Annotated in this window: 21 protein-coding genes; 14 read left to right on the top strand and 7 right to left on the bottom strand. The window is 66.3% G+C overall.

What is annotated here, in order from left to right; translation table 11 throughout:
- The first annotated feature begins 5 nt into the window (after positions 1-5).
- The 8 genes from ribH (at position 6) to ACSFB7_RS13590 (ending at position 6,577) form a co-directional block, all read left to right on the top strand.
- Complete coding sequence (gene ribH, locus ACSFB7_RS13555) at positions 6-473, top strand: 6,7-dimethyl-8-ribityllumazine synthase (protein WP_435470832.1); 468 nt, start codon at positions 6-8, stop codon at positions 471-473.
- Positions 470-1,006, top strand: a complete 537-nt coding sequence (nusB, locus tag ACSFB7_RS13560) for a transcription antitermination factor NusB (protein WP_435470834.1) — start codon at positions 470-472, stop codon at positions 1,004-1,006. Before ribH ends, nusB begins: the two co-directional genes overlap by 4 nt.
- Positions 1,003-2,190, top strand: a complete 1,188-nt coding sequence (locus tag ACSFB7_RS13565; protein ID WP_435470836.1) for a pyridoxal phosphate-dependent aminotransferase — start codon at positions 1,003-1,005, stop codon at positions 2,188-2,190. The genes nusB and ACSFB7_RS13565 overlap by 4 nt, the downstream gene beginning before the upstream one ends.
- On the top strand, positions 2,187-2,645 hold the full coding sequence (locus tag ACSFB7_RS13570; RefSeq protein WP_435470838.1) for a YbgC/FadM family acyl-CoA thioesterase: 459 nt from the start codon (positions 2,187-2,189) through the stop codon (positions 2,643-2,645). The genes ACSFB7_RS13565 and ACSFB7_RS13570 overlap by 4 nt, the downstream gene beginning before the upstream one ends.
- Positions 2,642-3,364 (top strand): protein TolQ, encoded by a 723-nt coding sequence (gene tolQ / locus ACSFB7_RS13575; RefSeq protein WP_435470840.1) that lies wholly within the window; start codon positions 2,642-2,644, stop codon positions 3,362-3,364. The genes ACSFB7_RS13570 and tolQ overlap by 4 nt, the downstream gene beginning before the upstream one ends.
- A gap of 16 nt (positions 3,365-3,380) precedes the next feature.
- Positions 3,381-3,818 carry an ExbD/TolR family protein gene (locus ACSFB7_RS13580; protein ID WP_124457272.1) on the top strand — a complete coding sequence of 146 codons (438 nt, stop codon included), beginning with the start codon at positions 3,381-3,383 and terminating at the stop codon, positions 3,816-3,818.
- Between the two features lie 3 nt (positions 3,819-3,821).
- On the top strand, positions 3,822-4,739 hold the full coding sequence (gene tolA, locus ACSFB7_RS13585; protein ID WP_435470842.1) for a cell envelope integrity protein TolA: 918 nt from the start codon (positions 3,822-3,824) through the stop codon (positions 4,737-4,739).
- A gap of 104 nt (positions 4,740-4,843) precedes the next feature.
- Complete coding sequence (locus ACSFB7_RS13590; RefSeq protein WP_435470844.1) at positions 4,844-6,577, top strand: peptidoglycan D,D-transpeptidase FtsI family protein; 1,734 nt, start codon at positions 4,844-4,846, stop codon at positions 6,575-6,577.
- A 37-nt stretch (positions 6,578-6,614) separates the two neighbouring features.
- Here ACSFB7_RS13590 and ACSFB7_RS13595 read toward each other — a convergent pair whose 3' ends face one another.
- Both ACSFB7_RS13595 and dnaE read right to left on the bottom strand, forming a co-directional pair.
- A complete protein-coding gene (locus tag ACSFB7_RS13595; RefSeq protein ID WP_435470846.1) occupies positions 6,615-6,989 on the bottom strand; it encodes a YgiW/YdeI family stress tolerance OB fold protein in 375 nt (124 codons plus the stop codon).
- 108 nt (positions 6,990-7,097) lie between these two features.
- A complete protein-coding gene (gene dnaE, locus ACSFB7_RS13600) occupies positions 7,098-10,616 on the bottom strand; it encodes a DNA polymerase III subunit alpha (protein WP_435470848.1) in 3,519 nt (1,172 codons plus the stop codon).
- Positions 10,617-10,677: 61 nt separating this feature from the next.
- Here dnaE and ACSFB7_RS13605 point away from each other — a divergent pair, with 61 nt between their 5' ends.
- The 5 genes from ACSFB7_RS13605 to ACSFB7_RS13625 all read left to right on the top strand — a co-directional run bounded on the left by ACSFB7_RS13605 (position 10,678) and on the right by ACSFB7_RS13625 (position 15,981).
- Positions 10,678-11,469 carry a sulfurtransferase gene (locus tag ACSFB7_RS13605; RefSeq protein ID WP_435470850.1) on the top strand — a complete coding sequence of 264 codons (792 nt, stop codon included), beginning with the start codon at positions 10,678-10,680 and terminating at the stop codon, positions 11,467-11,469.
- Positions 11,470-11,484: 15 nt separating this feature from the next.
- Positions 11,485-12,195, top strand: coding sequence for a response regulator (locus ACSFB7_RS13610; RefSeq protein ID WP_435470852.1), 711 nt, complete (start codon positions 11,485-11,487; stop codon positions 12,193-12,195).
- Complete coding sequence (locus tag ACSFB7_RS13615) at positions 12,152-13,738, top strand: sensor histidine kinase (protein WP_435470854.1); 1,587 nt, start codon at positions 12,152-12,154, stop codon at positions 13,736-13,738. Before ACSFB7_RS13610 ends, ACSFB7_RS13615 begins: the two co-directional genes overlap by 44 nt.
- A 145-nt stretch (positions 13,739-13,883) precedes the next feature.
- Positions 13,884-14,408, top strand: coding sequence for a tripartite tricarboxylate transporter TctB family protein (locus ACSFB7_RS13620; RefSeq protein WP_187110796.1), 525 nt, complete (start codon positions 13,884-13,886; stop codon positions 14,406-14,408).
- Positions 14,409-14,412: 4 nt separating this feature from the next.
- On the top strand, positions 14,413-15,981 hold the full coding sequence (locus tag ACSFB7_RS13625) for a tripartite tricarboxylate transporter permease (RefSeq protein WP_435470856.1): 1,569 nt from the start codon (positions 14,413-14,415) through the stop codon (positions 15,979-15,981).
- Between the two features lie 66 nt (positions 15,982-16,047).
- Here the strand turns inward: ACSFB7_RS13625 and ACSFB7_RS13630 are convergent, their stop codons facing one another.
- From ACSFB7_RS13630 to ACSFB7_RS13650, 5 genes are all read right to left on the bottom strand, one after another.
- On the bottom strand, positions 16,048-16,464 hold the full coding sequence (locus tag ACSFB7_RS13630) for a hypothetical protein (RefSeq protein ID WP_435470858.1): 417 nt from the start codon (positions 16,462-16,464) through the stop codon (positions 16,048-16,050).
- A gap of 86 nt (positions 16,465-16,550) precedes the next feature.
- Complete coding sequence (locus ACSFB7_RS13635) at positions 16,551-17,477, bottom strand: pirin family protein (RefSeq protein WP_435470860.1); 927 nt, start codon at positions 17,475-17,477, stop codon at positions 16,551-16,553.
- A gap of 37 nt (positions 17,478-17,514) precedes the next feature.
- Positions 17,515-18,072, bottom strand: coding sequence for a flavodoxin family protein (locus ACSFB7_RS13640; RefSeq protein ID WP_435470862.1), 558 nt, complete (start codon positions 18,070-18,072; stop codon positions 17,515-17,517).
- 30 nt (positions 18,073-18,102) lie between these two features.
- The gene (locus tag ACSFB7_RS13645) at positions 18,103-18,522 is read right to left on the bottom strand and encodes a DoxX family protein (RefSeq protein WP_435470864.1); all 420 of its coding nucleotides are present in this window, start codon (positions 18,520-18,522) and stop codon (positions 18,103-18,105) included.
- A 79-nt stretch (positions 18,523-18,601) separates the two neighbouring features.
- Positions 18,602-19,303: a pirin family protein gene (locus ACSFB7_RS13650; protein ID WP_435470866.1), complete on the bottom strand. Its 702-nt coding sequence runs from the start codon at positions 19,301-19,303 to the stop codon at positions 18,602-18,604.
- A gap of 161 nt (positions 19,304-19,464) precedes the next feature.
- On the opposite strand from ACSFB7_RS13650, the gene ACSFB7_RS13655 reads away from it, so the two are divergent.
- Positions 19,465-20,418 (top strand): LysR family transcriptional regulator, encoded by a 954-nt coding sequence (locus tag ACSFB7_RS13655; protein ID WP_435470868.1) that lies wholly within the window; start codon positions 19,465-19,467, stop codon positions 20,416-20,418.
- The last annotated feature ends 108 nt before the right edge of the window (positions 20,419-20,526 follow it).

Here is a 20,526-nt window from a genome sequence, read left to right on the forward strand (position 1 = left end):
CCATCATGCAAGGTGCAAACAAAGGCGCGGACGCCAAGCCGCTCAACGGAAAAGGCCTGCGCATCGGCATCGTGCAGGCGCGCTTCAATGCCGACATCACCGATGCGCTGGCTTCGGCCTGCCTGTCGGAACTCGAATCGCTCGGCGTGGCCGCTTCCGACATCCACCATGTGCAGGTGCCCGGCGCGCTCGAAGTGCCCATCGCCCTGCAGGCGCTGGCCGAGCGCGGCGGCTACCACGCGCTCGTAGCGCTGGGCTGCATCATCCGCGGCGAGACCTACCACTTCGAACTGGTGGCCAACGAATCGGGCGCGAGCGTGAGCCGCGTTTCACTCGACTACCGCCTTCCCATCGCCAACGCGATCATCACCACCGAAAACCTCGAGCAAGCCGTTGCCCGGCAGACCGACAAGGGCCGCGACGCAGCCCGTGTGGCTGTCGAGATGGCGCAACTGTTGGCCACCCTTTCATGACCGAAGACACCTCCAAGCCCACTGGCACCAAGCCCCGTCAATCGCGCGTGGGCCTCACCAGCACCGGCGCGCGCAAGGCTTCGGCCAAGTCCAACCGCAGCCGCGCTCGCGAGTTCGCGCTGCAGGCGCTCTACCAGCACCTGGTGGGCCGCAACGACCCGACCGACATCGACCATTTCACGCGCGACCTCGCGGGCTTCCACAAGGCCGATGCGCTGCACTACGACGCGCTGCTGCACGGCTCGATCGCAGGCGCCGAGCAACTCGACGCGCTGATCCGCCCGCTGCTCGACCGCAAGTTCGAAGAAATCTCGCCCGTTGAACACGCCGTGATGTGGATCGGCGTCTACGAATTCCAGAACTGCCTCGACGTGCCGTGGCGCGTGGTGCTCAACGAGTGCATCGAGCTGGCCAAGGAATTCGGCGGCACCGACGGCCACAAGTATGTGAACGCCGTGCTCAACGGCCTGGCGCCGCAATTGCGTCCGCTCGAAGTCGAAGCTGATCGGGCTTCAGGCAAGGCCAAGGCATGAGGATTTCGACGCGCGCGCAGCGCATCGAGCCCTTCTATGTGATGGAAGTGGCCAAGGCCGCGGGTGTACTGGCACGCGAGGTGGCTCACACCGACCGGCCGATGATCTTCCTGAACATCGGCGAGCCCGACTTCACCGCGCCGCCGCTCGTGCAGGAAGCCGCCGCCCGCGCCGTGCGCGCAGGCGCCACGCAGTACACGCAGGCCACCGGCCTCGACCACCTGCGCGAACGCATCAGCGGCTGGTACAAGAGCCGCTTCAATGTCGACGTGCCGGCCCGCCGCATCGTCGTCACGGCCGGCGCATCGGCTGCGCTGCAGTTGGCTTGCCTTGCGCTGATCGAGTCCGGCGACGAGATCCTGCTGCCCGACCCCAGCTACCCCTGCAACCGCCATTTCGTGAGCGCGGCGGACGGCAAGGCCGTGCTGATCCCGACCACGGCCGAAGAGCGCTTCCAGCTCACCGCCGCGAAGGTCGAGGCCGCCTGGACCGACAAGACGCGCGGCGTGCTGCTCGCCTCGCCGTCCAACCCGACCGGCACCTCGATCGCGCCCGACGAACTGCGCCGCATCCACGAGGTGGTGTCGCAGCGCGGCGGCATCACGCTGATCGACGAGATCTACCTTGGCCTCTCGTACGACGATGCCTTCGGGCAGACCGCGCTGGCCATCGACGACAACGTCGTCAGCATCAACAGCTTCAGCAAGTACTTCAACATGACCGGCTGGCGCCTGGGCTGGCTGGTGGTGCCCGATGCGCTGGTGCCGGTGATCGAGCGGCTGGCGCAGAACCTCTTCATCTGCGCGAGCACGGTGTCGCAGTACGCGGCGCTGGCCTGCTTCGAGGCCGACAGCATTGCCGAGTACGAACGCCGCCGCGCCGAGTTCAAGGCGCGCCGCGACTGGTTCATTCCGCAGCTCAACGCGCTCGGCCTGAACGTGCCCGTGATGCCCGATGGCGCCTTCTACGCCTGGGCCGACTGCACGAGCGTGGCCGACAAGCTCGGCATCTCGGGCAGCTGGGACTTCGCCTTCGAGACCATGAAGCGCGCCCACGTGGCCGTCACGCCGGGCCGCGATTTCGGCACGGCCGAAACGGCGAAGTTCGTTCGCTTCTCCACGGCCAGCTCGATGGCTCACCTGCAGGAAGCCAGCGCGCGCCTGCGGGCCATGACCGAGCAATGAGCTTCGCGTTCCCGCTCCGCGTCTACTGGGAAGACACCGACGCCGGCGGCATCGTGTTCTACGCCAATTACCTGAAGTTCATGGAGCGCGGCCGCACCGAGTGGCTGCGCTCGCTGGGCGTGGAGCAGCGCAAGCTGCGCGAAGAAACCGGCGGCCAGTTCGTGGTGAGTGAAACGCAGCTCAAATACCATCGGCCCTCCCGGCTCGACGACGAACTGCTGGTTACCGCCGATCTCCAACAATTGGGTACGGCGTCGTTGATAATCGGTCAGCGCGTGCTATCAAAAACAGAGCAAGAGAAAACGGGGGCTGTGGCACCCGTCTTGCTGTGCGAAGGCACGATCCGTATCGGCTGGGTGGATGCCACCACATTGCGTCCCGCACGCATACCGAAACAAGTGACGGGAACCCTTGAGCGCTACAGCGGCTCCATGACTCAACCTTTCAAGCCATGAATCAAGATCTCTCCATCATCAATCTCCTGCTCCATGCGAGCTTCGTGGTGCAACTGGTCGTGCTGCTGCTCGTGATCGTCTCGATCGCAAGCTGGGCCGCGATCTTTCGCAAGTTCTTCGCCCTGAAGCGCATGCGTGCGCTCAACGACGACTTCGAACGCGAGTTCTGGTCGGGCACCAGCCTGAACGAACTGTTCGCCTCGGCCGCCCAGAACGCCAAGTTCGCCGGCCCCATGGAGCGCATCTTCGCTTCCGGCATGCGCGAGTACCAGAAGCTGCGCGAGCGCCACGTCACCGACGCGCCCACGCTGCTCGACGGCGCCCGCCGCGCGATGCGCGCGAGCTTCCAGCGCGAGCTGGACGCGGCCGAACAGAACCTGTCGTTCCTGGCCACCGTCGGCTCGGTGTCGCCGTATGTGGGCCTGTTCGGCACGGTCTGGGGGATCATGCATGCCTTCACCGGCCTGGCCGCCCTCACGCAGGTGACGCTGGCCACCGTGGCCCCCGGCATCGCCGAAGCGCTGGTGGCCACCGCCATCGGCCTGTTCGCCGCCATTCCGGCGGTGGTCGGCTACAACCGCTTCGCCCGCGAGATCGACAAGATCGCCATCGCCCTCGAAACCTACATCGAGGAGTTCTCCAACATCCTGCAGCGCAACCTCTCGGCCAATCCGAACGCGGGCGGCTCTGCATCGTCGGTGGCTCCGGCCAACCGCTGAACGGGAACGCACGCGCATGCCCGCCGTTTCATCCCGGGGCCGAGGACGCCGCACGATCAACGAGATCAACATGGTCCCGTTCATCGACGTGATGCTGGTGCTGCTGATCATCTTCATGGTCACGGCGCCGCTGATCACGCCGAGCGTGATCAACCTGCCCACGGTCGACCGCGCCAACAAGCAGCCCGACAAGCCCATCGAGATCGTCATCAAGAGCGACGACGAAGTGCAGATCAAGAAAGACCCGTCCACCGGCACCGGCGGCACGTCGATCCCCATGACGCAGATCGGCTCGGCCGCCAAGACCGCCCAGGGCGGCGACGACCAGCGCCCGGTGGTCATCAGCGCCGACAAGTCGGTGAAGTACGAAACCGTCGTCAAGGCCATGAACCAACTCAAGCGCAGCGGCATCGAGCGCGTGGGGCTGTCGGTCACGACCACGGGCGGCAAATAAGGCATGTCGCTCGCTCTGGACCGCCCCGAGTTCGCGCCACCGCCACAGCGCGGTACGCCGCGCGCCCTGGTGCTCGCCCTTATCGCCCATGGGCTGCTGATCGCGGCATTGACCTGGGGCGTGCGCTGGAAAAGCGACCCCGACGAAGGCGCGGTCGATGCCGAGCTGTGGTCGTCCACGGTGCAGCAGGCCGCCCCGCGCCTGTCCGCGCCGCCGGCACCGGCACCAGTACCCGCGCCGCCGCCTCCCGCGCCTGCACCACCACCGCCCCCTGTCGCCAAGGAGCCTGAGCCGGCGCCCGCACCGCGCGCGCCCGACATCGCGCTGGAGCGCGAGAAGAAGCTCAAGGAGCAAAAGGAACAGAAAGAGCGCGAGCTCGAACAGCAGCAACAGCAAAAGAAGAAAGAGCTGGAAGCCAAGCAGCGCGCGCAGGACGAAGCCGACCGCAAGAAGGAACAGCAGCAGAAGCTGGCCGACGCGAAGAAGCAGCAGGAAGCCGACGCCAAGCAGGTCGAAGCCAAGAAGGCCGAGGCAGCAGCCAAGCAGGCCGCCGCCGATCGCGCCGCCACGCTCAAGCGCATGCAGGGCATGGCCGGCGCCAGCGGTGCCGACGACTCGAAGGGCACGGCCCAGCGTTCGTCCGGCCCGTCGAGCGGCTACGCCGGACGCATTGCCGCCGCCGTGCGCCCGAACATCACCTTCCCCGATGCCGACACCGTGAACGGCAATCCGGCGGCCGAGTTCGAAGTGAGCCTGGCACCCGACGGCACCATCGTCAACGTCAAGCTCAGCAAGTCGAGCGGCCTTCCGGGCTGGGACGACGCGGCCGAGCGCGGCCTGCGCAAGACCGACAGGCTGCCGCGCGACACCGACGGGCGCATCTTCCCGTCGCTGATCGTCTCGCTGCGACCCAAGCGCTGATTTATGCTCCGGTTCCGGGTGGCTTTCACACACCACCCGGAACTTGATCAACGCCGCGTTGTCTACACGCGGACAACAACAGCCGGGCCCCACGCCCGCACAAGATGAACCCCAACGGTCACATCCGGTACGGCAGCAGTCCGCTTCTCGCCAGCAGGACGCCCGTGTGGCGAAGCAAGTTCATCGTGGCCAGCATCGCCTTCGGCTTCGTGCTGCTGGCAGGCCGGGCAGCCTACGTTCAGATCTTCAACAACGACTTCTTCCAGCACCAGGGCGAAGTGCGCTACCAGCGCACGCTCGAGCTGCCCGCCAACCGCGGCCGCATCCTCGACCGCAACGGCCTGATCCTCGCGTCCGACATTCCGGCGCCCAGCATCTGGGCCATTCCCGAAGACATCGAGCGTGATGACCCCGTCGTGCAAGGCAAGCTCAAGGAAGCGGCCAAGCTGCTCGGCATGCCGCAGAAAGAGTTCGACAAGAAGCTTGCGGACGAAGACAAGACCTTCGTCTGGCTCAAGCGCCAGGTCGACCAGGCCGTGGCCAAGCAGGTCACCGCGCTCAACATCAAGGGCATCTACCTGCGCCGCGACTACCGGCGCCAGTACCCCGAAGGCGAGGCCGCCGCGCACGTGGCCGGCTTCACCAACGTCGAGAACATCGGCCAGGAAGGCATCGAGCTGGCGTTCGAAAAAGAACTCGCCGGCAAGGCCGGCTCGCGCCACGTGCTGAAAGACCGGCTGGGCCACATCGTGGAGGACACCGAGGACCAGGTGCCGCCGACCGACGGCCACGACATCCAGCTCAGCATCGACGACCGCGTGCAGTTCGTGGCCTACGAAAAAATCCGCGACGCCGTGATCGCCAACAAGGCGCGCGCCGGCAGCGTGGTGGTGGTCGATACCGTGACGGGCGAACTGCTCGCCATGGCCAACTACCCCAGCTACGACCCCAACGACCGCCACAACCTCACGGGCGAGCAACTGCGCAACCGCGCCATGACCGATGTGTTCGAGCCCGGCTCGACCATGAAGCCGATCACCATCGCCACCGCGCTGCAACTGGGCCGCGTGACGCCCAAGACCATCATCGACACCAACCCCGGCCGCATCACCGTGACGGGCGCCACCATCCACGACGACGAGAACTTCGGCGTGCTGACGGTCGAGGGTGTGATCCAGAAGTCGAGCAACGTCGGCGCCACCAAGATCTCGCAGCGCATGTCGGCGCAGGAGATGTGGAATTCACTCACCGCCGTGGGCCTGGGGCAGAAGCCGCAGACGCCCTTCCCCGGCGCGGTCACGGGCCGGCTGCGGCCGTGGAAGTCATGGCGGCCGATCGAGCAGGCCACCATGTCCTACGGCTACGGCCTCTCGGCCTCGCTGTTCCAGATCGCGCATGCCTACACCGCCTTCGCGCACGACGGCGAAGTGATTCCGGTGAGCCTGTTGAAGAACACCGGCACCGAGCCGGCCGGCGTGCGGGTGTTCTCGCCGACGGTGGCGAGCGACGTCCGCAAGATGATGCGCATGGCGGCTGCGCCCGGCGGCACCGCGCCGCTCGCGCAGACCGTAGGCTATTCGGTGGGCGGCAAGACCGGCACGGCCCACAAGCAGGTCGGCAAGGGCTATGCGAGCAACAAGTACCGCGCCTGGTACACCGGCATGTCGCCCATCGACAAGCCGCGCATCATCGTCGCGGTGATGATCGACGAGCCCAGTGCGGGCAAGTACTTCGGCGGCCTCGTGGCGGCGCCGGTGTTCAGCCAGGTGGTGCAGCAGACGCTGCGCATCATGAACGTGCTGCCCGACCTCGCGGTGGCGCCCATCTCGTCGCACTGACGATCGAGCACCGCCGCGGCGCGCGCGGCGGCGGCGTTCAGGGCGCCAGGCTCAGGCGCTTGACGTCCAGCTCGACCTTGTTGCCGACCAGGCTCTTGTCGAGTTCGCCGGTGATCTCCACGCGCACCTTGTCGTCGATCTTCACGCCCGGCGGAAAGTGCTTGGCATCGATCTCGACCTTCATGCGGCCGCTGTCGTCGGCAAAGGTGTAGTGCTCGCCGCCGTCGTGCGACACGAGAAAGCCGCGCAGCGTGGCGTGCTGGTCGTCCTTGCCGGTATCGAGCAGTTGCTTGACCGTCATGGCCGGCACAGTGCTCGGGCCCGCGTACTGCGCGAAGGCAGCCGACATGGCCAGCGACATGCCGAGCGCGAGCGCGGCGTTCTTCAGGGACTTGTTATAGGTATGGGGCATGGCAATCGTTCCTCCTCGAACAGCCTGGTTGTGAAGAAACTGATGGACGCCACGTACCCCGCAATGGTTCCACGACCCTTGTCAGGTCGGGGCCATTCACTGCTGCTGCTACTCGTAGACGACCTGCGCCTTGCCCGCCTCCGCCTGCGCGGTCCAGCTTGCGAGCGCCGCGTCGGTCGGGAAGAACTTGGCGCGCTCGCCCAGTTGCAGTTCGACCTGCGCACCGCCGCGCGCCATCGACAGGCGCACCGGCAGACCCTGCACCAGGTCGCCCACTTCGGTCTGCTCGGTGCGTGGCGGAAAGTCCTTCACCAGCCGCGCGATGTCGGGCGCCTTGCCGTTGACCGCCACGCGCAGGAACTTTCCGAAGCGGCAGCGCGCCGTGGCCAGGTCCCACACCTGCTGCACCTGGAAGCGCGCCTCGAAGCCGCCACGCGCGGGCTGGATGCGGCCGCTGACGATCACGAGTTCATCGTCCTTCAGTGTGTTGCGGTTGGCGTTGATCAGCGCCTCGTCGGCCGTCGCGTCGATGGAGTCGGACTTGTCGTCGAGCTTGAAGATCGCAAGGCGCCCGCGCTGGCCGTTGATCACGCGGAAGTCGCTCACGATGCCGGCAATCACCTGCTGGTCGCGGCTGTCGAGCAGGTCGCCGATCTCGCGCTTGCAAAAGCGCCGCACCTCGTGCGAGACCTCGTCGAACAGATGGCCTGACAGGTAGAAGCCGACGGCGGTTTTTTCCAGCGTCAGCCGCTCTTTCACACCCCAGGGCGTGGCGTCGACCAGTTCGGGCTCTTGTGTGGCCGAGCCGTGCTCTGCGTCACCGAAGATGTCGACCTGCGCCGCATTGGCGGCGGTGGCGCTGGCGAACTCGAAGGCGCGGTCCAGCGAGGCGCTCAGCGAGGCGCGGTTCTGCTGGATCGCATCGAAGGCGCCGGCCTTGATGAGCGCCTCGACCGTGCGCTTGTTGATGCGCTGGCGGTCGATGCGCACGCAGAAGTCGTACAGGCTCTTGAACGGGCCGCCCTCTTCGCGCGCCCGCACCACGGCCTCGACCGCGAGCTGACCCGTGCCCTTGACGGCCCCCAGGCCATAGCGGATCACCCGGTTGGTGACCGGCTCGAAGCGGTAGTTGCCACGGTTCACGTCCGGCGGCTCGAAGGTGATGCCGAAATTCTTCTCGGCGTCCTCGAACAGCAGCTTCAGCTTGTCCGTGTCGTCCATTTCCACGGTCATGTTGGCGCAGAAGAATTCGGCCGTGTAGTGAACCTTGAGCCAGCCCGTGTGATACGCCAGCAGCGAGTAGGCAGCGGCGTGCGACTTGTTGAAGCCGTAGCCCGCGAACTTCTCCATCAAGTCGAAGATTTCGTCGGCCTTGTCCTGCGGAATGCCGTGCGTGGAGAGCGCGCCCGCGCGGAATTTCTCGCGGTGCTCGGCCATCTCCTCGAGCTTCTTCTTGCCCATCGCGCGGCGCAGCAAGTCGGCGCCGCCGAGCGAGTAGCCGCCCAGGATCTGCGCGGTCTGCATCACCTGTTCTTGGTAGACCATGATCCCGTAGGTCTCGGACAGCATCTCGGCCACGGCCGGGTGCGGGTACTCCACCTCTTCGCGGCCGTGCTTGCGCGCCACGAAGCTGGGAATCAGGTCCATCGGGCCGGGGCGGTACAGCGCGTTCAGCGCGATCAGGTCTTCCAGCCGCGTGGGCCGCGCGTCCTTCAGCATGCCCTGCATGCCGCGACTTTCAAACTGGAACACGGCCTCGGTCTTGCCTTCCGAGAACAGCCGGTAGGTGGCCGCGTCGGTCAGCTTGATGTCCTCGAAGGCAAAGTTCTCCTGGCCCTTGTGGCGCTTGACGATGAACTCTTTGGCAATCTCCAGGATGGTGAGCGTGGCAAGGCCCAAGAAGTCGAACTTCACGAGGCCGATGGCTTCGACGTCGTCCTTGTCGTACTGGCTCACGGCCGAGTCGCTGCCCGGCTGCTGGTAGAGCGGGCAGAAGTCGGTGAGCTTGCCCGGCGCAATGAGCACGCCCCCCGCGTGCATGCCGATGTTGCGCGTCATGCCTTCGAGCTTTTGTGCAAGCTCGACCAGCATCTTGACTTCTTCTTCCTTCTCGATGCGCTGCGCGAGTTGCGGCTCCATCTCGATGGCGTAGTTGTTCTTGTCGCCCTCGATCTTTTTCTCGGGCGGGTACTGCAGCGTGACCGACATGCCCGGCTTGTTCGGAATCAGCTTGCTGATACCGTCGCAGAACATGTAGCTCATGTCCAGCACGCGACCCACGTCGCGGATGGCCGCGCGCGCGGCCATCGTGCCGAAGGTGGCGATCTGGCTGACGGCATTGCGGCCGTACTTGTCCTTCACGTAGTCGATCACGCGGTCCCGGTTGCCCTGGCAGAAGTCGATGTCGAAGTCGGGCATCGAGACGCGCTCGGGGTTCAGGAAACGTTCGAACAGCAGCTTGTATTCGAGCGGGTCGAGGTCGGTGATCTTCAGCGCGTAGGCCACCAGCGAGCCGGCACCCGAGCCCCGGCCCGGGCCCACCGGGCAGCCGTTGGCCTTGGCCCACTGGATGAAGTCGCCCACGATCAGGAAGTAGCCCGGGAACCCCATGTTCAGGATCGTGTTGATCTCGAACTCCAGGCGCTCCACATAGCGCGGCCGCTCGGCATCGCGCTTGGCTTCGTCGGGGTACAGGTGCTTCAGCCGCGCTTCCAGGCCTACGAACGACTCCTGGCGGAAGAAGTCGTCGATCGGCATGCGCACGCCTTCGCTGACGAAGGGCGTCGGAAAGTCCGGCAGTTGCGGCTTGCCCAGCACCAGCGTCAGGTTGCAGCGCTTGGCGATCTCGACCGTGTTGGCCAGCGCGCTCGGCACGTCGGCAAACAGCGCCTGCATCTCGGCGGACGACTTGAAATACTGCTCGTCGGTGAACTTGCGCACCCGGCGCGGGTTGCCCAGGATCTCGCCTTCGGAAATGCACACGCGCGCCTCGTGCGCCTCGTAGTCCTGCCGTTCAGCGAACTGCACCGGGTGCGTGGCCACCACCGGCAGGTTCAGCCGCGCCGCGAGCTTGACGGCGGCAACGACGTGCGGCTCGTCTTCCGGACGGCCGGCGCGCTGCAGCTCGATGTAGAAGCGGTGCGGGAACATCCCCGCCAGTTGCAGCGCCAGCTCGGCCGCGCGCTCTTCCTGCCCTTGCAGCAGCGGCGCGCCCAGCGGGCCGGCCTGCGCGCCCGACAGCGCGATCAGCCCGCCCTGCAGCTCCTCGACCCATTCGAGCTTGCAGGCCGCCTGCGACTGGCCGCGGCCCACGTTCTGTGTCCAGGCCCGCGCCAGCAGCTCGGACAGGTGCAGATAGCCTTCCATGTTCTGCACCAGCAGCACGATGCGGGTGAGCACGCCGGGCTCCTTGCCCAGCCCCTCGATGAAGATTTCAGCGCCGATGACGGGCTTGACGCCCTTGCCCCGGCCCTGCTTGTAGAACTTGATCGCCCCGAACAGGTTGTTCAGGTCGGTGATCGCGAGGGCTGGCTGCTTGTCGGCAGCGGCGGCCTTGATGGCTTCGTCGATTCGGTTGGTGCCGTCGACGACGGAAAACTCGGTGTGCAGGCGCAGGTGAACAAACATCCTTCCATTGTAGAAAGCCGCACCCCACGATGTGGGTTGGCAATCCCTACAATCGCCCCCCGTGCAAGAGATTCTGAATATCGCGGCCTACAAATTCGTAGCCATAGACGACAGCCCCGTGCTGCGTGAAGACCTGCGCGCCCGCGCGCAGGCCCTGGGCCTCATGGGCACCATCCTGCTGGCCCCGGAGGGCATCAACCTGTTTCTGGCGGGCGCCACCGAGGCCGTTCATGCCTTCGTGGCCGGTTTGCGCGCCGATGCGCGCTTTGCCGATCTCGAAACCAAGGAAAGCTGGTCCGCCTCGCAGCCCTTCCGGCGCATGCTGGTCAAGCTCAAGCGCGAGATCATCCGCATGGACCACCCGGCCATCCAGCCCTCCGCCGGCCGGGCGCCGGGCGTGGATGCGCCCACGCTCAAGCGCTGGCTCGACCAGGGCCATGACGACGAAGGCCGCGAGATCGCGCTGCTCGACACACGCAACGACTTCGAGGTCGACGAAGGCACCTTCGACGGCGCGATCGACTGGCGCATCACCAAGTTCACCGAATTCCCGCCCGCGCTGAAGGCGCACCGCGAGGAGTTCAAGGGCAAGACCGTCGTGAGCTTCTGCACCGGCGGCATCCGCTGCGAGAAGGCCGCGATCCTGATGCGCGAAGAAGGCGTCGAGCATGTGCTGCAGCTCGAAGGCGGCATCCTGAAATACTTCGAAGAGGTCGGCGGCGCGCACTACCACGGCGACTGCTTCGTGTTCGACGGCCGGCGCGCCCTGGCGCCCGACCTGAGCGCGCGCGCGGCCGATGCCAGCGCACGCGCCGCTGAAGACATCGACCTTGGCATCGGCCTGAAGAAATAACCGGCGTCCTCTCTCATGCGCATCCTCCTGGTGGAAGACGAACTGGACATGGCCTCGTGGCTGATCCGTGCGTTGACACAGAGCGGCTTCGTCGCCGACCACGCGCCCGACGCGCGCACCGCCGAAGCCTTCATGGCCGGCACCGAATACGACGCCATCGTGCTCGACCTGCGCCTGCCCGACAAGCACGGCCTGAGCGTGCTGGCCGACATGCGCAATGCCGACGACCGCACGCCGGTGCTGATCCTCACCGCGCAGGGCGCGCTGCAGGACCGGGTGCGCGGCCTCAACCTCGGTGCCGATGACTTCCTCACCAAGCCCTTCGAGCTGGTCGAACTCGAAGCGCGCCTGTCGGCGCTGGTGCGGCGCAGCCGCGGCAAGCAGCATCCGCGGCTGCAGTGCGCATCGCTCTCGTACGACAGCGAAAGCCATGCCTTCTCGCTGCGCGGCACGCTGCTGTCGCTCACGCCGCGCGAGCAGGCGGCCCTTACGGCCCTGCTGATGCGCAGCGGCGCGCCGGTCGGCAAGTCGCAGCTCTTTGCCAAGGTGTTCACCAACGACAGCACCGCCGGCCCCGACGCCATCGAAGTGGTGCTGCACCGGCTGCGGCGCAAGCTCGCGGACAGCGACGTGCGCATCGTCACCGTGCGCGGCCTGGGCTACATGCTCGAGAGCATTGCCGATGGTTCCACCAGCCCCGACGACGACGCCCCCGCCGGCGACTGAGCCGCGCCGCTTCGGCATCCGCGCGCGGCTGCTCGCGCTGCTGTTGCCCGGCATCATCGCGCTGCTGGCGCTCGACAGCTGGAACGACTACCGCGCGCTCACCGACGCGCTGGTGGTGGCCTACGACCAGAGCCTGCTCGAACCCGTGCAGGCGCTGGCCAACGGCATCGTCGTCGCCAGCGACGGCAGCGTGCGCGTGCAGGAGCCCTTCTCCATCCAGTCGATGTTCGAGTCGACCCACCTGCGCTACAAGTACCTGCACGTGGGCGTGCAGCGCATCGCCAAGGGCGAGACGCTCGACGTCAACGCGCCCGAGACCACGCTGATGGGCGTGCCCGGCCTGCCGCGTCCGTCGGAGCGCCCGCCCGACGGCACGCCGGTGTTCTATGACGCGGTGCACGAGCAGCATCCGGTGCGCGTGGCCGCCCTGCGCCAGACGGTGTACGACAACGTGCATCCCGGCACCGCCTGGAGCGTGTTGATCCAGGCCGCCGAAGGCACCGGCCCGCGCGCCCAGGCGCAATCGGAAACTCTGCGCCAGGAGCTGCTGCGCGACACGCGCATGGTGCTGGTGATGTCCATACTCGTGTGGCTGGGCGTGGCCTGGACGCTGCGCCCGCTGGAGCGCCTGCGCCGCTCGCTGCGCGAGCGCTCGCGCGACAACCTGCAGCCGCTGGACGCCAGCGGCGTGCCGCAGGAAGTGGTGCCGCTGGTGGATGCGGTCAACCATCACATCGAAGGCCACCGCCGCATGGTGGCCGAGCATTCGCAGTTCCTGGCCGATGCCTCGCACCAGTTGCGCACGCCGTTGAGCATTCTGTCGATACAGGCCGGCTACGCGGTGCGCGAGACCGATCCGGCCCGCATGCGCGAATCGCTGCATGCCATCGTCGCGCAGCTTGCGCGCACGCGCCGCCTGAGCGAGCAACTGCTGGCGCTGGCCCATGCCACCACCGACGATGCCATCGCCGCCGTCGAGCCCGCCGCGGTCGACCTCAACGCCATCGCGCGCGCCGTGGTGCTGCAATACCTGCCGCTGGCGCGCGAGAACGACCAGGACCTGGGCTGGGTCGATGCGCGCGGCGACATCGCCACCGAAGGCATGGCCGATGCCGGCGATGACAACGACGGCACCGACGAAGCCGGCGAGGCGGACGACCCGCCCGTGCTGCCCGTGACGGCCAACGCCGCCGAGCTGCACGAGGTGCTTGCGAACCTGGTGCACAACGCCATCAAGTACACGCCGCGCGGCGGCAACATCACGGTGACCGTGCGGCGCGAAGCCTCGTACGCGCTGGCCGAGGTGTGCGACAGCGGCCCCGGCATCGCGCCCGAACGGCGCGACAGCGTGTTCGAGCGCTTCCATCGCGACCCCGCCACCGGCAACGGTGCGGCACAGGGCGCAGGCCTGGGCCTGACCATCGCGCGCAGCTATGCACGACGCAACGGCGGCGAGATCGAACTCGAAAGTGCGGACATGCCCGAGAGCGCCACCGGCGGCGGCTTGCGCGCCATCCTGCGACTGCCGCTGCGGGCCTTCTGAGGCCCGTTTTTGCAAGGGTTTCACCGGATACGCCGGTACGTGATTACACGTATTTTGAGGGTCCGCAGGTCGTTTGCGCCCTGTCCGAAAGGCGATTGAAAGCCTCGATTTCTAGACTGCCCTCCTTCCAAATCGAAGGAGACTTATGCAGCACCAGCTCGGTGAAGATCCGGCCTCGCACGCGCCTCGGCCCGCTTCAAAATTCAAAAAAGACTACTACGGCGGAGCACTGCTGATCGTCATCGGACTGGCCGCGGTGTATGCCGGCATCGGCTATCGCGTCGGCGAGCTGGCGCACATGGGGCCGGGCTTCTTCCCGGTCGCGCTGGGTGCGTTGCTCGCACTCACCGGCCTGCTGATCGCGGTGTCCGCGCGCGGCGACAAGCCCGTGTCGGATGAAGAGGCCGTGTCGCACGGACACCCGGGCGGCATGCCCGACATCCGCGGCGGCGTCTGCATCATCCTGGGCATCCTGGCGTTCCTGCTGTTCGGCGAGTACGGCGGCCTGCTGCCGGCGACCTTCGCCATCGTGTTCATCTCGGCGCTCGGCGACCGCGACAACACGCTGACCGAAGCGCTGCTCCTTTCGCTCGCGATGTCGTTCATCGCGGTGGTTGTTTTCTGGTGGGCGCTCAAGTTGCAGCTCCCCCTGTTCCAGTGGGGAGGCTGACACCATGATCGGTCAATCGCTACACGACCTGTGGTTCGGCTTCGGCGTGGCCTTCCAGGGCTCGAACCTGATGTGGTCCTTCTTCGGCGTGCTGGTGGGCAACCTGATCGGCGTGCTGCCGGGCATGGGCGCGCTGCAGGCCATCTCGATCCTGCTGCCGCTCACCTACGTGATGCACCCGGTGCCCGCCATCCTGATGCTGGCCGGTATCTTCTACGGCTCGCAGTACGGTGGTGCCATCGGCGCCATCCTGATGAACATGCCGTCGCACCCGCCGCATGCGGTCACCTGTCTGGACGGGTACCCCATGACCAAGCAGGGCAAGGGGGGCGTGGCGCTCGGGATCACGATGATCGCCTCGTTCTTCGCGGCCTCGGTCGGCATCATCGTGATGATCTTCGCCTCGCCGCTGCTGGTGCAGATCGCGTTCAAGTTCGGCCCGACCGAGATCTTCTCGATCATGCTGCTGGGCCTGCTGGCTGGCTCCACCATGTCGCGCGGCTCGCCGCTCAAGGGCGTGGCCATGACGCTGTTCGGCCTGCTGTGCGGCGTGGTCGGCACCGACGTGAACAGCGGCAGCTTCCGCTTCGCGTTCGGCCTGCCTGAACTGAGCGACGGCCTGGAACTCGTGGCGATCTCGATGGGCCTGTTCGGCGTGGCCGACTTCCTGCTCAACGTGAACCGCATGAAGACCATCGGCGACACGGGCACCCTGAAGCTCAGCGACATGCGCCCGAGCAAGGAAGAGCTCAAGCGCGCCTTCCCCGCGATGCTGCGTGGCACGCTGGTGGGCACGGTGTTCGGTGCGATGCCCGGCACGGGCCCGACCATCACCACCTTCATTGCCTATGCGCTGGAGCGCAAGGTGTCGAAGACGCCGAACAAGTTCGGCACCGGCATGATCGAAGGCGTGGCAGGCCCCGAGGCTTCGGCCCACTCGAAGACGCAGGTCGACTTCATCCCGACGATGAGCCTGGGCATTCCGGGCGACGCGGTGATGGCGCTGATCCTGGGTGCGCTGCTGATCCAGGGCATCCAGCCCGGCCCGCAGCTCATCACCGAGCATCCGGACATCTTCTGGGGCCTGATCGCCTCGTTCTGGATCGGCAACGTGATCCTGGTGGTGCTGAACGTGCCGCTGATCGGCGTGTGGGTGAAGCTGCTGAAGGTGCCCTACAAGTACCTGTTCCCGGCCGCGATGTTCTTCATTGCGACCGGCGTGTACAGCACGCAGAACAGCCTGTTCCAGATCTGGGAAGTGCTGGTGTTCGGCATCGTCGGCGCGCTGCTGATGACGCTGGAGTTCTCGGTCGCGCCGATCCTGTTGGGCTTCGTGCTCGGGCCGATGGTGGAAGAAAACTTCCGCCGTGCGTTGCTGCTCTCGCGTGGTGACATGACGGTGTTCGTGACGCGTCCGATCAGCGGCACCTTCATCGGCCTGTGCGCACTGCTGCTGGCCGGCGTGGGCTACTCGGCCTGGCGTGCCCGTGGCGGGCGCAAGGCGGTGGTCGAACTGCCGAAGGCGCCGCCCGGTGCGTCGCCGTCCGAAACTGTGGCGATCGGCAACGAATAAGCCGACGTGGCGCGCAGAGTCTGGCGCCACGCAGAAAGAGAAAAGGCCCGATGTATCGGGCCTTTTTTATTGGAGGTTCTTGACGAACGACAGCATGCGTTCGCCATCGGCCTCGGTGAACACCACGGCCGGCGTCAGGCCCACATAGCGCCCGCCTTCATGCGGCCGTGCCTCCACCATCTGGAGGCTCACGAGCTTGCCGGACTTGATGTAGCGGGTCTCGATGTAGATGCCCGACTGGCCCTCCTTGTTGACGGGCAACTGGGCAACCGCCGCGTAGTTGCCGTCCTTCAGGAGCTGGACCAGTTGGTCCTTGCGATGGAAGTGATACCAGACGCGGTCGAAGACCATCGACTCACCGGTCTGCACATGCTTGAGCATGAAGACCAGTTGCCGCTTGAAGAGCTTCAGCTCCTTCATGAGGAAGTCGAACAGATCGTCGTATTCGCCGGGTGCGATCTCGGAGGTCCGGAAAACTGCCATGGGGTGCTGCTGCCTTTCTGGATGCGTTCGTCGGTTCGGGGCCTGCGGACTTTATCGCCCGCCCCCGCCCGCTCTTCACAAACGCTTCAGGCTGGCCTGGTGCCCGTGTCGGGCTCGCGCACGTCGAAGGGCTTGCCCGGCAGCGGAATGAACTCGGTTTCGCCGGGCACATGGCCCATGCGCTGCGCGGCCCAGTCGGCACCGGCTTCGAGGATGCGCTCGCGCCGGCTGGAGACGAAGTTCCAGGTGATGTAGCGCGGGCCGTCGAGCGGCTCGCCGCCGATCACCATCACGCGCGCGGCCGTGCTGGCCGTCAGCACCGCGCCCTGCCCGTCGGGCAGCACGGCCATGGTGTGCGCGGGCACCGCTTCGCCATTGACGACGACATCGGCATCGACCGCGTACACGGCGAGTTCGGGCGCCAGTGCGGGCAGCTCGAAGCGGCCACCGGCCGGCAGTGCGATGTCGAGGTAAATCGTTTGCGACAGCGTCTTCACCGGCGAGCGAGCGCCGAAGGCTTCGCCCACCAGTACACGCACCGCCGCGCCCTGCGACGCAAGTTCGGGAATGGCCTCGGACGGCGTGTGCTCGAAGCTGGGCTCGACCTCTTCATGCGCCTGCGGCAGTGCGGCCCAGAGCTGCAGGCCGTGGTTGACGTAGGTGTCGGCTTTCAGGCGCTCGGGCTTGCGCTCGGAATGCACGATGCCGCGCCCTGCCGTCATCCAGTTGATGGCGCCGGGCAATATCTCCTGCACGCTGCCCAGGCTGTCGCGATGCATCATCGCGCCCTTGAAGAGATAGGTGACCGTCGACAGGCCGATGTGCGGATGCGGACGCACGTCGTGCGCATTGCCCGGCTGCTCGGTGGCCGGCCCGAAGTGGTCGAAGAACACGAAGGGCCCGACCGAGCGGCGCTGCGCCGCCGGCAGCAGGCGCCGCACGTTGAAGCCACCGCCCAGGTCCTTGTCGTGCGGTCGAAGCAGTTGGGTCTGGGGGGCGGCGTTGTCGGTCATCGTGTTCTCCGTGGGCCGTGGGCCATTGGCTGGTGGGTTACTTTGCTGCGCGCGATCTTGCCACTTGGGCAATGCGCGCACCAAATGCACGGGCGGTCTCGAAGTCGCCCTTGAGCATTTCGGCCGGGCTGGCATCGGACGGCGATTGCGTCAGCAGGCCGCCGTAGCCGCCCACGTAGTTCATCGAATCGCGCGTGGCCGCCTTGTTGTTGCTCGGCAGGATGCCCATACTGACCCAGATGCCGCTGTGCTGCATCGCGAGCGTCCACAGGTAGGTCATGGTCGTGACCTTGTCGCCGTTCATGGTGGCGCTGTTGGTGAAGCCGGCAAAAAGCTTGTCCTTCCAACCCTGCGTGTACCAGACCTTCGACGAGGCATCGGCGAATTTCTTGAACTGCCAGCTCACGCCGCCCATGTAGGTGGGCGAGCCGAAGATGATGGCGTCGGCCGCGGCGAGCGTTTCCCAGCCGCCTTCGGGCAGGTTGCCGTCGGCATCGATGGCGAGCAGTTGCGCGCCCGCGCTCTCGGCCACGGCCTGGGCCACGCGCTGGGTATGGCCGTAGCCGGAATGGAAGACGACAACGATGTCAGCCATGTTCATGTGCTCCTTGAGGGGTTGAATGGATCAGCGCTTGTCGATGCTGAAGCGACCCGGGCCGAAAGCCGCGAGCGCAAGCAGGCCACCGGCAATCGCGATGTTCTTGTTGAAGTTGATCTGCTGCATCATTTTCATGGCTTCAGGCGCCGACCAGTACTTGTGGAAGAACAGCGCGGTGACCACGGTGAAGATCGCCATCACGATGGCGCTCCAGCGGGTCTTGAAGCCCAGCAGCAGCGCAATGCCCAGGCCCAGCTCGATGACGATGGCAACCGCGGCCGCCACTTCGGGCAGCGGCAGGCCGGCCGAGGTGATGTAGCCGACGGTGCCCCCGAAGCCCATGAGCTTGCCGATACCCGCGGGAATGAACAGGAACGCGACCATGAGGCGGCCGATCAGGGCCAGCGTGTCTTGTGCTGCGTTGGGGGTGTTGGTTGTGGTTGCCATGGTTGAAAACTCCTCGGTTGTTGAAATTGAAAAGACAAGAAAGAAAGAAAAAAACCGGGCGACAGGCGCCCGGCATCGATCACGCGACCAGGTCGAACACCAGCACTTCGGCATCCTTGCCGGCGCCCAGCGTCAGTTGCGATTCGCCTTCGAGCATCGCGGCGTCGCCGCCCACCAGCTTCTGGCCGTTGACTTCAAGCTCGCCGCGCACCAGGTGCACATAGCTCTTGCGCTTGGGGTCCAGCGCAAGACTGGCCTTTTCATCGCCATCGAGCAGGCCTGCGTAGAGGCTCGCATCGGCATGCACCGTGACCGACCCGTCGCGGCCGTCGGGCGAGGCCACCAGGCGCAGCTTGCCGCGCTTCTCGGCGTCGCTGAACTTCTTCTGCTCGTAGCCCGGCGCAATGCCGCGCACGTTGGGCTCGATCCAGATCTGCAGGAAGTGCGTGGTCTCGTCGGCCTTGTGGTTGAACTCGCTGTGCATCACACCGCGCCCCGCGCTCATGCGCTGCACGTCGCCGGGCGGAATGGACTCGATGTTCCCCATGCTGTCCTTGTGCGCCAGCTCGCCCGACAGCACGTAGCTGATGATCTCCATGTCCTTGTGGCCATGAGTGCCGAAACCGGCACCGGCGGCCACGCGGTCTTCGTTGATCACGCGCAGGTTGCCGAAGCCCATGTGGGCCGGGTCGTAGTAGCCAGCGAACGAGAAGCTGTGGAACGAGCGCAGCCAGCCATGGTCGGCATAACCGCGTTCCTGTGATTTACGGACTTGCAACATCTTCAGACTCCTTCGGCCCTGTCCTTGTGGGGATGCTTGGGCCTTTTTCGTATGCCGCGCCGGATGCGCAGCGGATGTGAAGAACTTTAGGTCTGGGCCCCGTTCGGAAAGACGCCGCGGTTTGATGGCACCATTCAAATAATTTGATCAATGAAACCACCATGCCCAGCCCCAGAGACGTGCTGACCCCCGACGCCCTTGCCATGCTGCAGACCGTGGCCAGCACCGGCAGCTTTGCCGCCGCCGCTCGCGCCCTGAACCTGGTGCCCAGCGCGCTGAGCTACCGGGTGCGCCAGATCGAGGACGCGCTCGACGTGCTGCTGTTCGACCGCAGCGCCCGCCAGGCCCGCCTGACCGAAGCCGGCGCCGAGTTGCTGCGCGAAGCGGCCCGGCTGCTGAACGAGATCGACGCGGTGGCCAACCGCGTCAAGCGCGTGGCCACCGGCTGGGAGCCGATGCTGACCATCGCGGTCGACAGCGTGATCGCGCGCGATCCGCTGCTCGACCTGTGCACCGCCTTCTTCGCGCTGGAGCCGCCCACGCGCCTGAAGCTGCGCGACGAAACCCTGCTCGGCACCATCGAGGCACTGACCAGCGGCGAGGCCGACCTTGCGATCGGCGCCGTGCTCGATGCCGCGAGCCTGGCCCTCACCGCCACGGGCATTCGCAGCCGGCCGATCGGCGAGCTGCGCTTCGTCTACGCGGTGGCGCCGCATCACCCGCTGGCGCGCGTGCCCCAGCCATTGAGCGATGCGGTCATGCGCCAGTACCGCGCAGTGGCCGCCGCCGATTCGGCGCGCGGCGGATCGGGCATGACCGTCAACCTCATGGGCGGGCAGGACGTGCTCACCGTGCCGAGCATGCAGGCCAAGATCGCGGCGCAACTGCACGGCCTGGGCGGCGGCTTCCTGCCCGAGCCGATGGCGCGCACCTACATCGAGGCCGGGCACCTGGTCGAACTGCAGACCGAGCGCCAGCCGCCGCTGGGCACCATGCATTGCGCATGGCGCGTGCGCAGCGCGGGCAAGCCGGGGCGCGCGCTCGAATGGTGGCTCGCGCAGTTCGAGCACGAAGCCACGCGGCGCGCGCTGCTCGAGAGGCATCGCGGCCGCTGAGAAAACGGCCGCCATGTTTGCAATCCGAGGGTGAGCCCTTAGCCGGCAGCCCCTGCAGACCGATGTAGAGTGCACACACATCCATCCGCATTCCATCCAGAAGAAAAG

Origin of the sequence: Variovorax raffinosi, assembly GCF_051216615.1 — a bacterium.
Lineage (GTDB): Bacteria > Pseudomonadota > Gammaproteobacteria > Burkholderiales > Burkholderiaceae_C > Variovorax.

Coding starts and splice junctions, on each gene's coding strand:
- ribH (WP_435470832.1), top strand. CDS start 6: ATGCAAGGTGCAAACAAAGGCGCGGACGCCAAGCCGCTCAACGGAAAA.
- nusB (WP_435470834.1), top strand. CDS start 470: ATGACCGAAGACACCTCCAAGCCCACTGGCACCAAGCCCCGTCAATCG.
- ACSFB7_RS13565 (WP_435470836.1), top strand. CDS start 1,003: ATGAGGATTTCGACGCGCGCGCAGCGCATCGAGCCCTTCTATGTGATG.
- ACSFB7_RS13570 (WP_435470838.1), top strand. CDS start 2,187: ATGAGCTTCGCGTTCCCGCTCCGCGTCTACTGGGAAGACACCGACGCC.
- tolQ (WP_435470840.1), top strand. CDS start 2,642: ATGAATCAAGATCTCTCCATCATCAATCTCCTGCTCCATGCGAGCTTC.
- ACSFB7_RS13580 (WP_124457272.1), top strand. CDS start 3,381: ATGCCCGCCGTTTCATCCCGGGGCCGAGGACGCCGCACGATCAACGAG.
- tolA (WP_435470842.1), top strand. CDS start 3,822: ATGTCGCTCGCTCTGGACCGCCCCGAGTTCGCGCCACCGCCACAGCGC.
- ACSFB7_RS13590 (WP_435470844.1), top strand. CDS start 4,844: ATGAACCCCAACGGTCACATCCGGTACGGCAGCAGTCCGCTTCTCGCC.
- ACSFB7_RS13595 (WP_435470846.1), bottom strand. CDS start 6,989: ATGCCCCATACCTATAACAAGTCCCTGAAGAACGCCGCGCTCGCGCTC.
- dnaE (WP_435470848.1), bottom strand. CDS start 10,616: ATGTTTGTTCACCTGCGCCTGCACACCGAGTTTTCCGTCGTCGACGGC.
- ACSFB7_RS13610 (WP_435470852.1), top strand. CDS start 11,485: ATGCGCATCCTCCTGGTGGAAGACGAACTGGACATGGCCTCGTGGCTG.
- ACSFB7_RS13615 (WP_435470854.1), top strand. CDS start 12,152: ATGGTTCCACCAGCCCCGACGACGACGCCCCCGCCGGCGACTGAGCCG.
- ACSFB7_RS13620 (WP_187110796.1), top strand. CDS start 13,884: ATGCAGCACCAGCTCGGTGAAGATCCGGCCTCGCACGCGCCTCGGCCC.
- ACSFB7_RS13625 (WP_435470856.1), top strand. CDS start 14,413: ATGATCGGTCAATCGCTACACGACCTGTGGTTCGGCTTCGGCGTGGCC.
- ACSFB7_RS13630 (WP_435470858.1), bottom strand. CDS start 16,464: ATGGCAGTTTTCCGGACCTCCGAGATCGCACCCGGCGAATACGACGAT.
- ACSFB7_RS13635 (WP_435470860.1), bottom strand. CDS start 17,477: ATGACCGACAACGCCGCCCCCCAGACCCAACTGCTTCGACCGCACGAC.
- ACSFB7_RS13640 (WP_435470862.1), bottom strand. CDS start 18,072: ATGGCTGACATCGTTGTCGTCTTCCATTCCGGCTACGGCCATACCCAG.
- ACSFB7_RS13645 (WP_435470864.1), bottom strand. CDS start 18,522: ATGGCAACCACAACCAACACCCCCAACGCAGCACAAGACACGCTGGCC.
- ACSFB7_RS13650 (WP_435470866.1), bottom strand. CDS start 19,303: ATGTTGCAAGTCCGTAAATCACAGGAACGCGGTTATGCCGACCATGGC.
- ACSFB7_RS13655 (WP_435470868.1), top strand. CDS start 19,465: ATGCCCAGCCCCAGAGACGTGCTGACCCCCGACGCCCTTGCCATGCTG.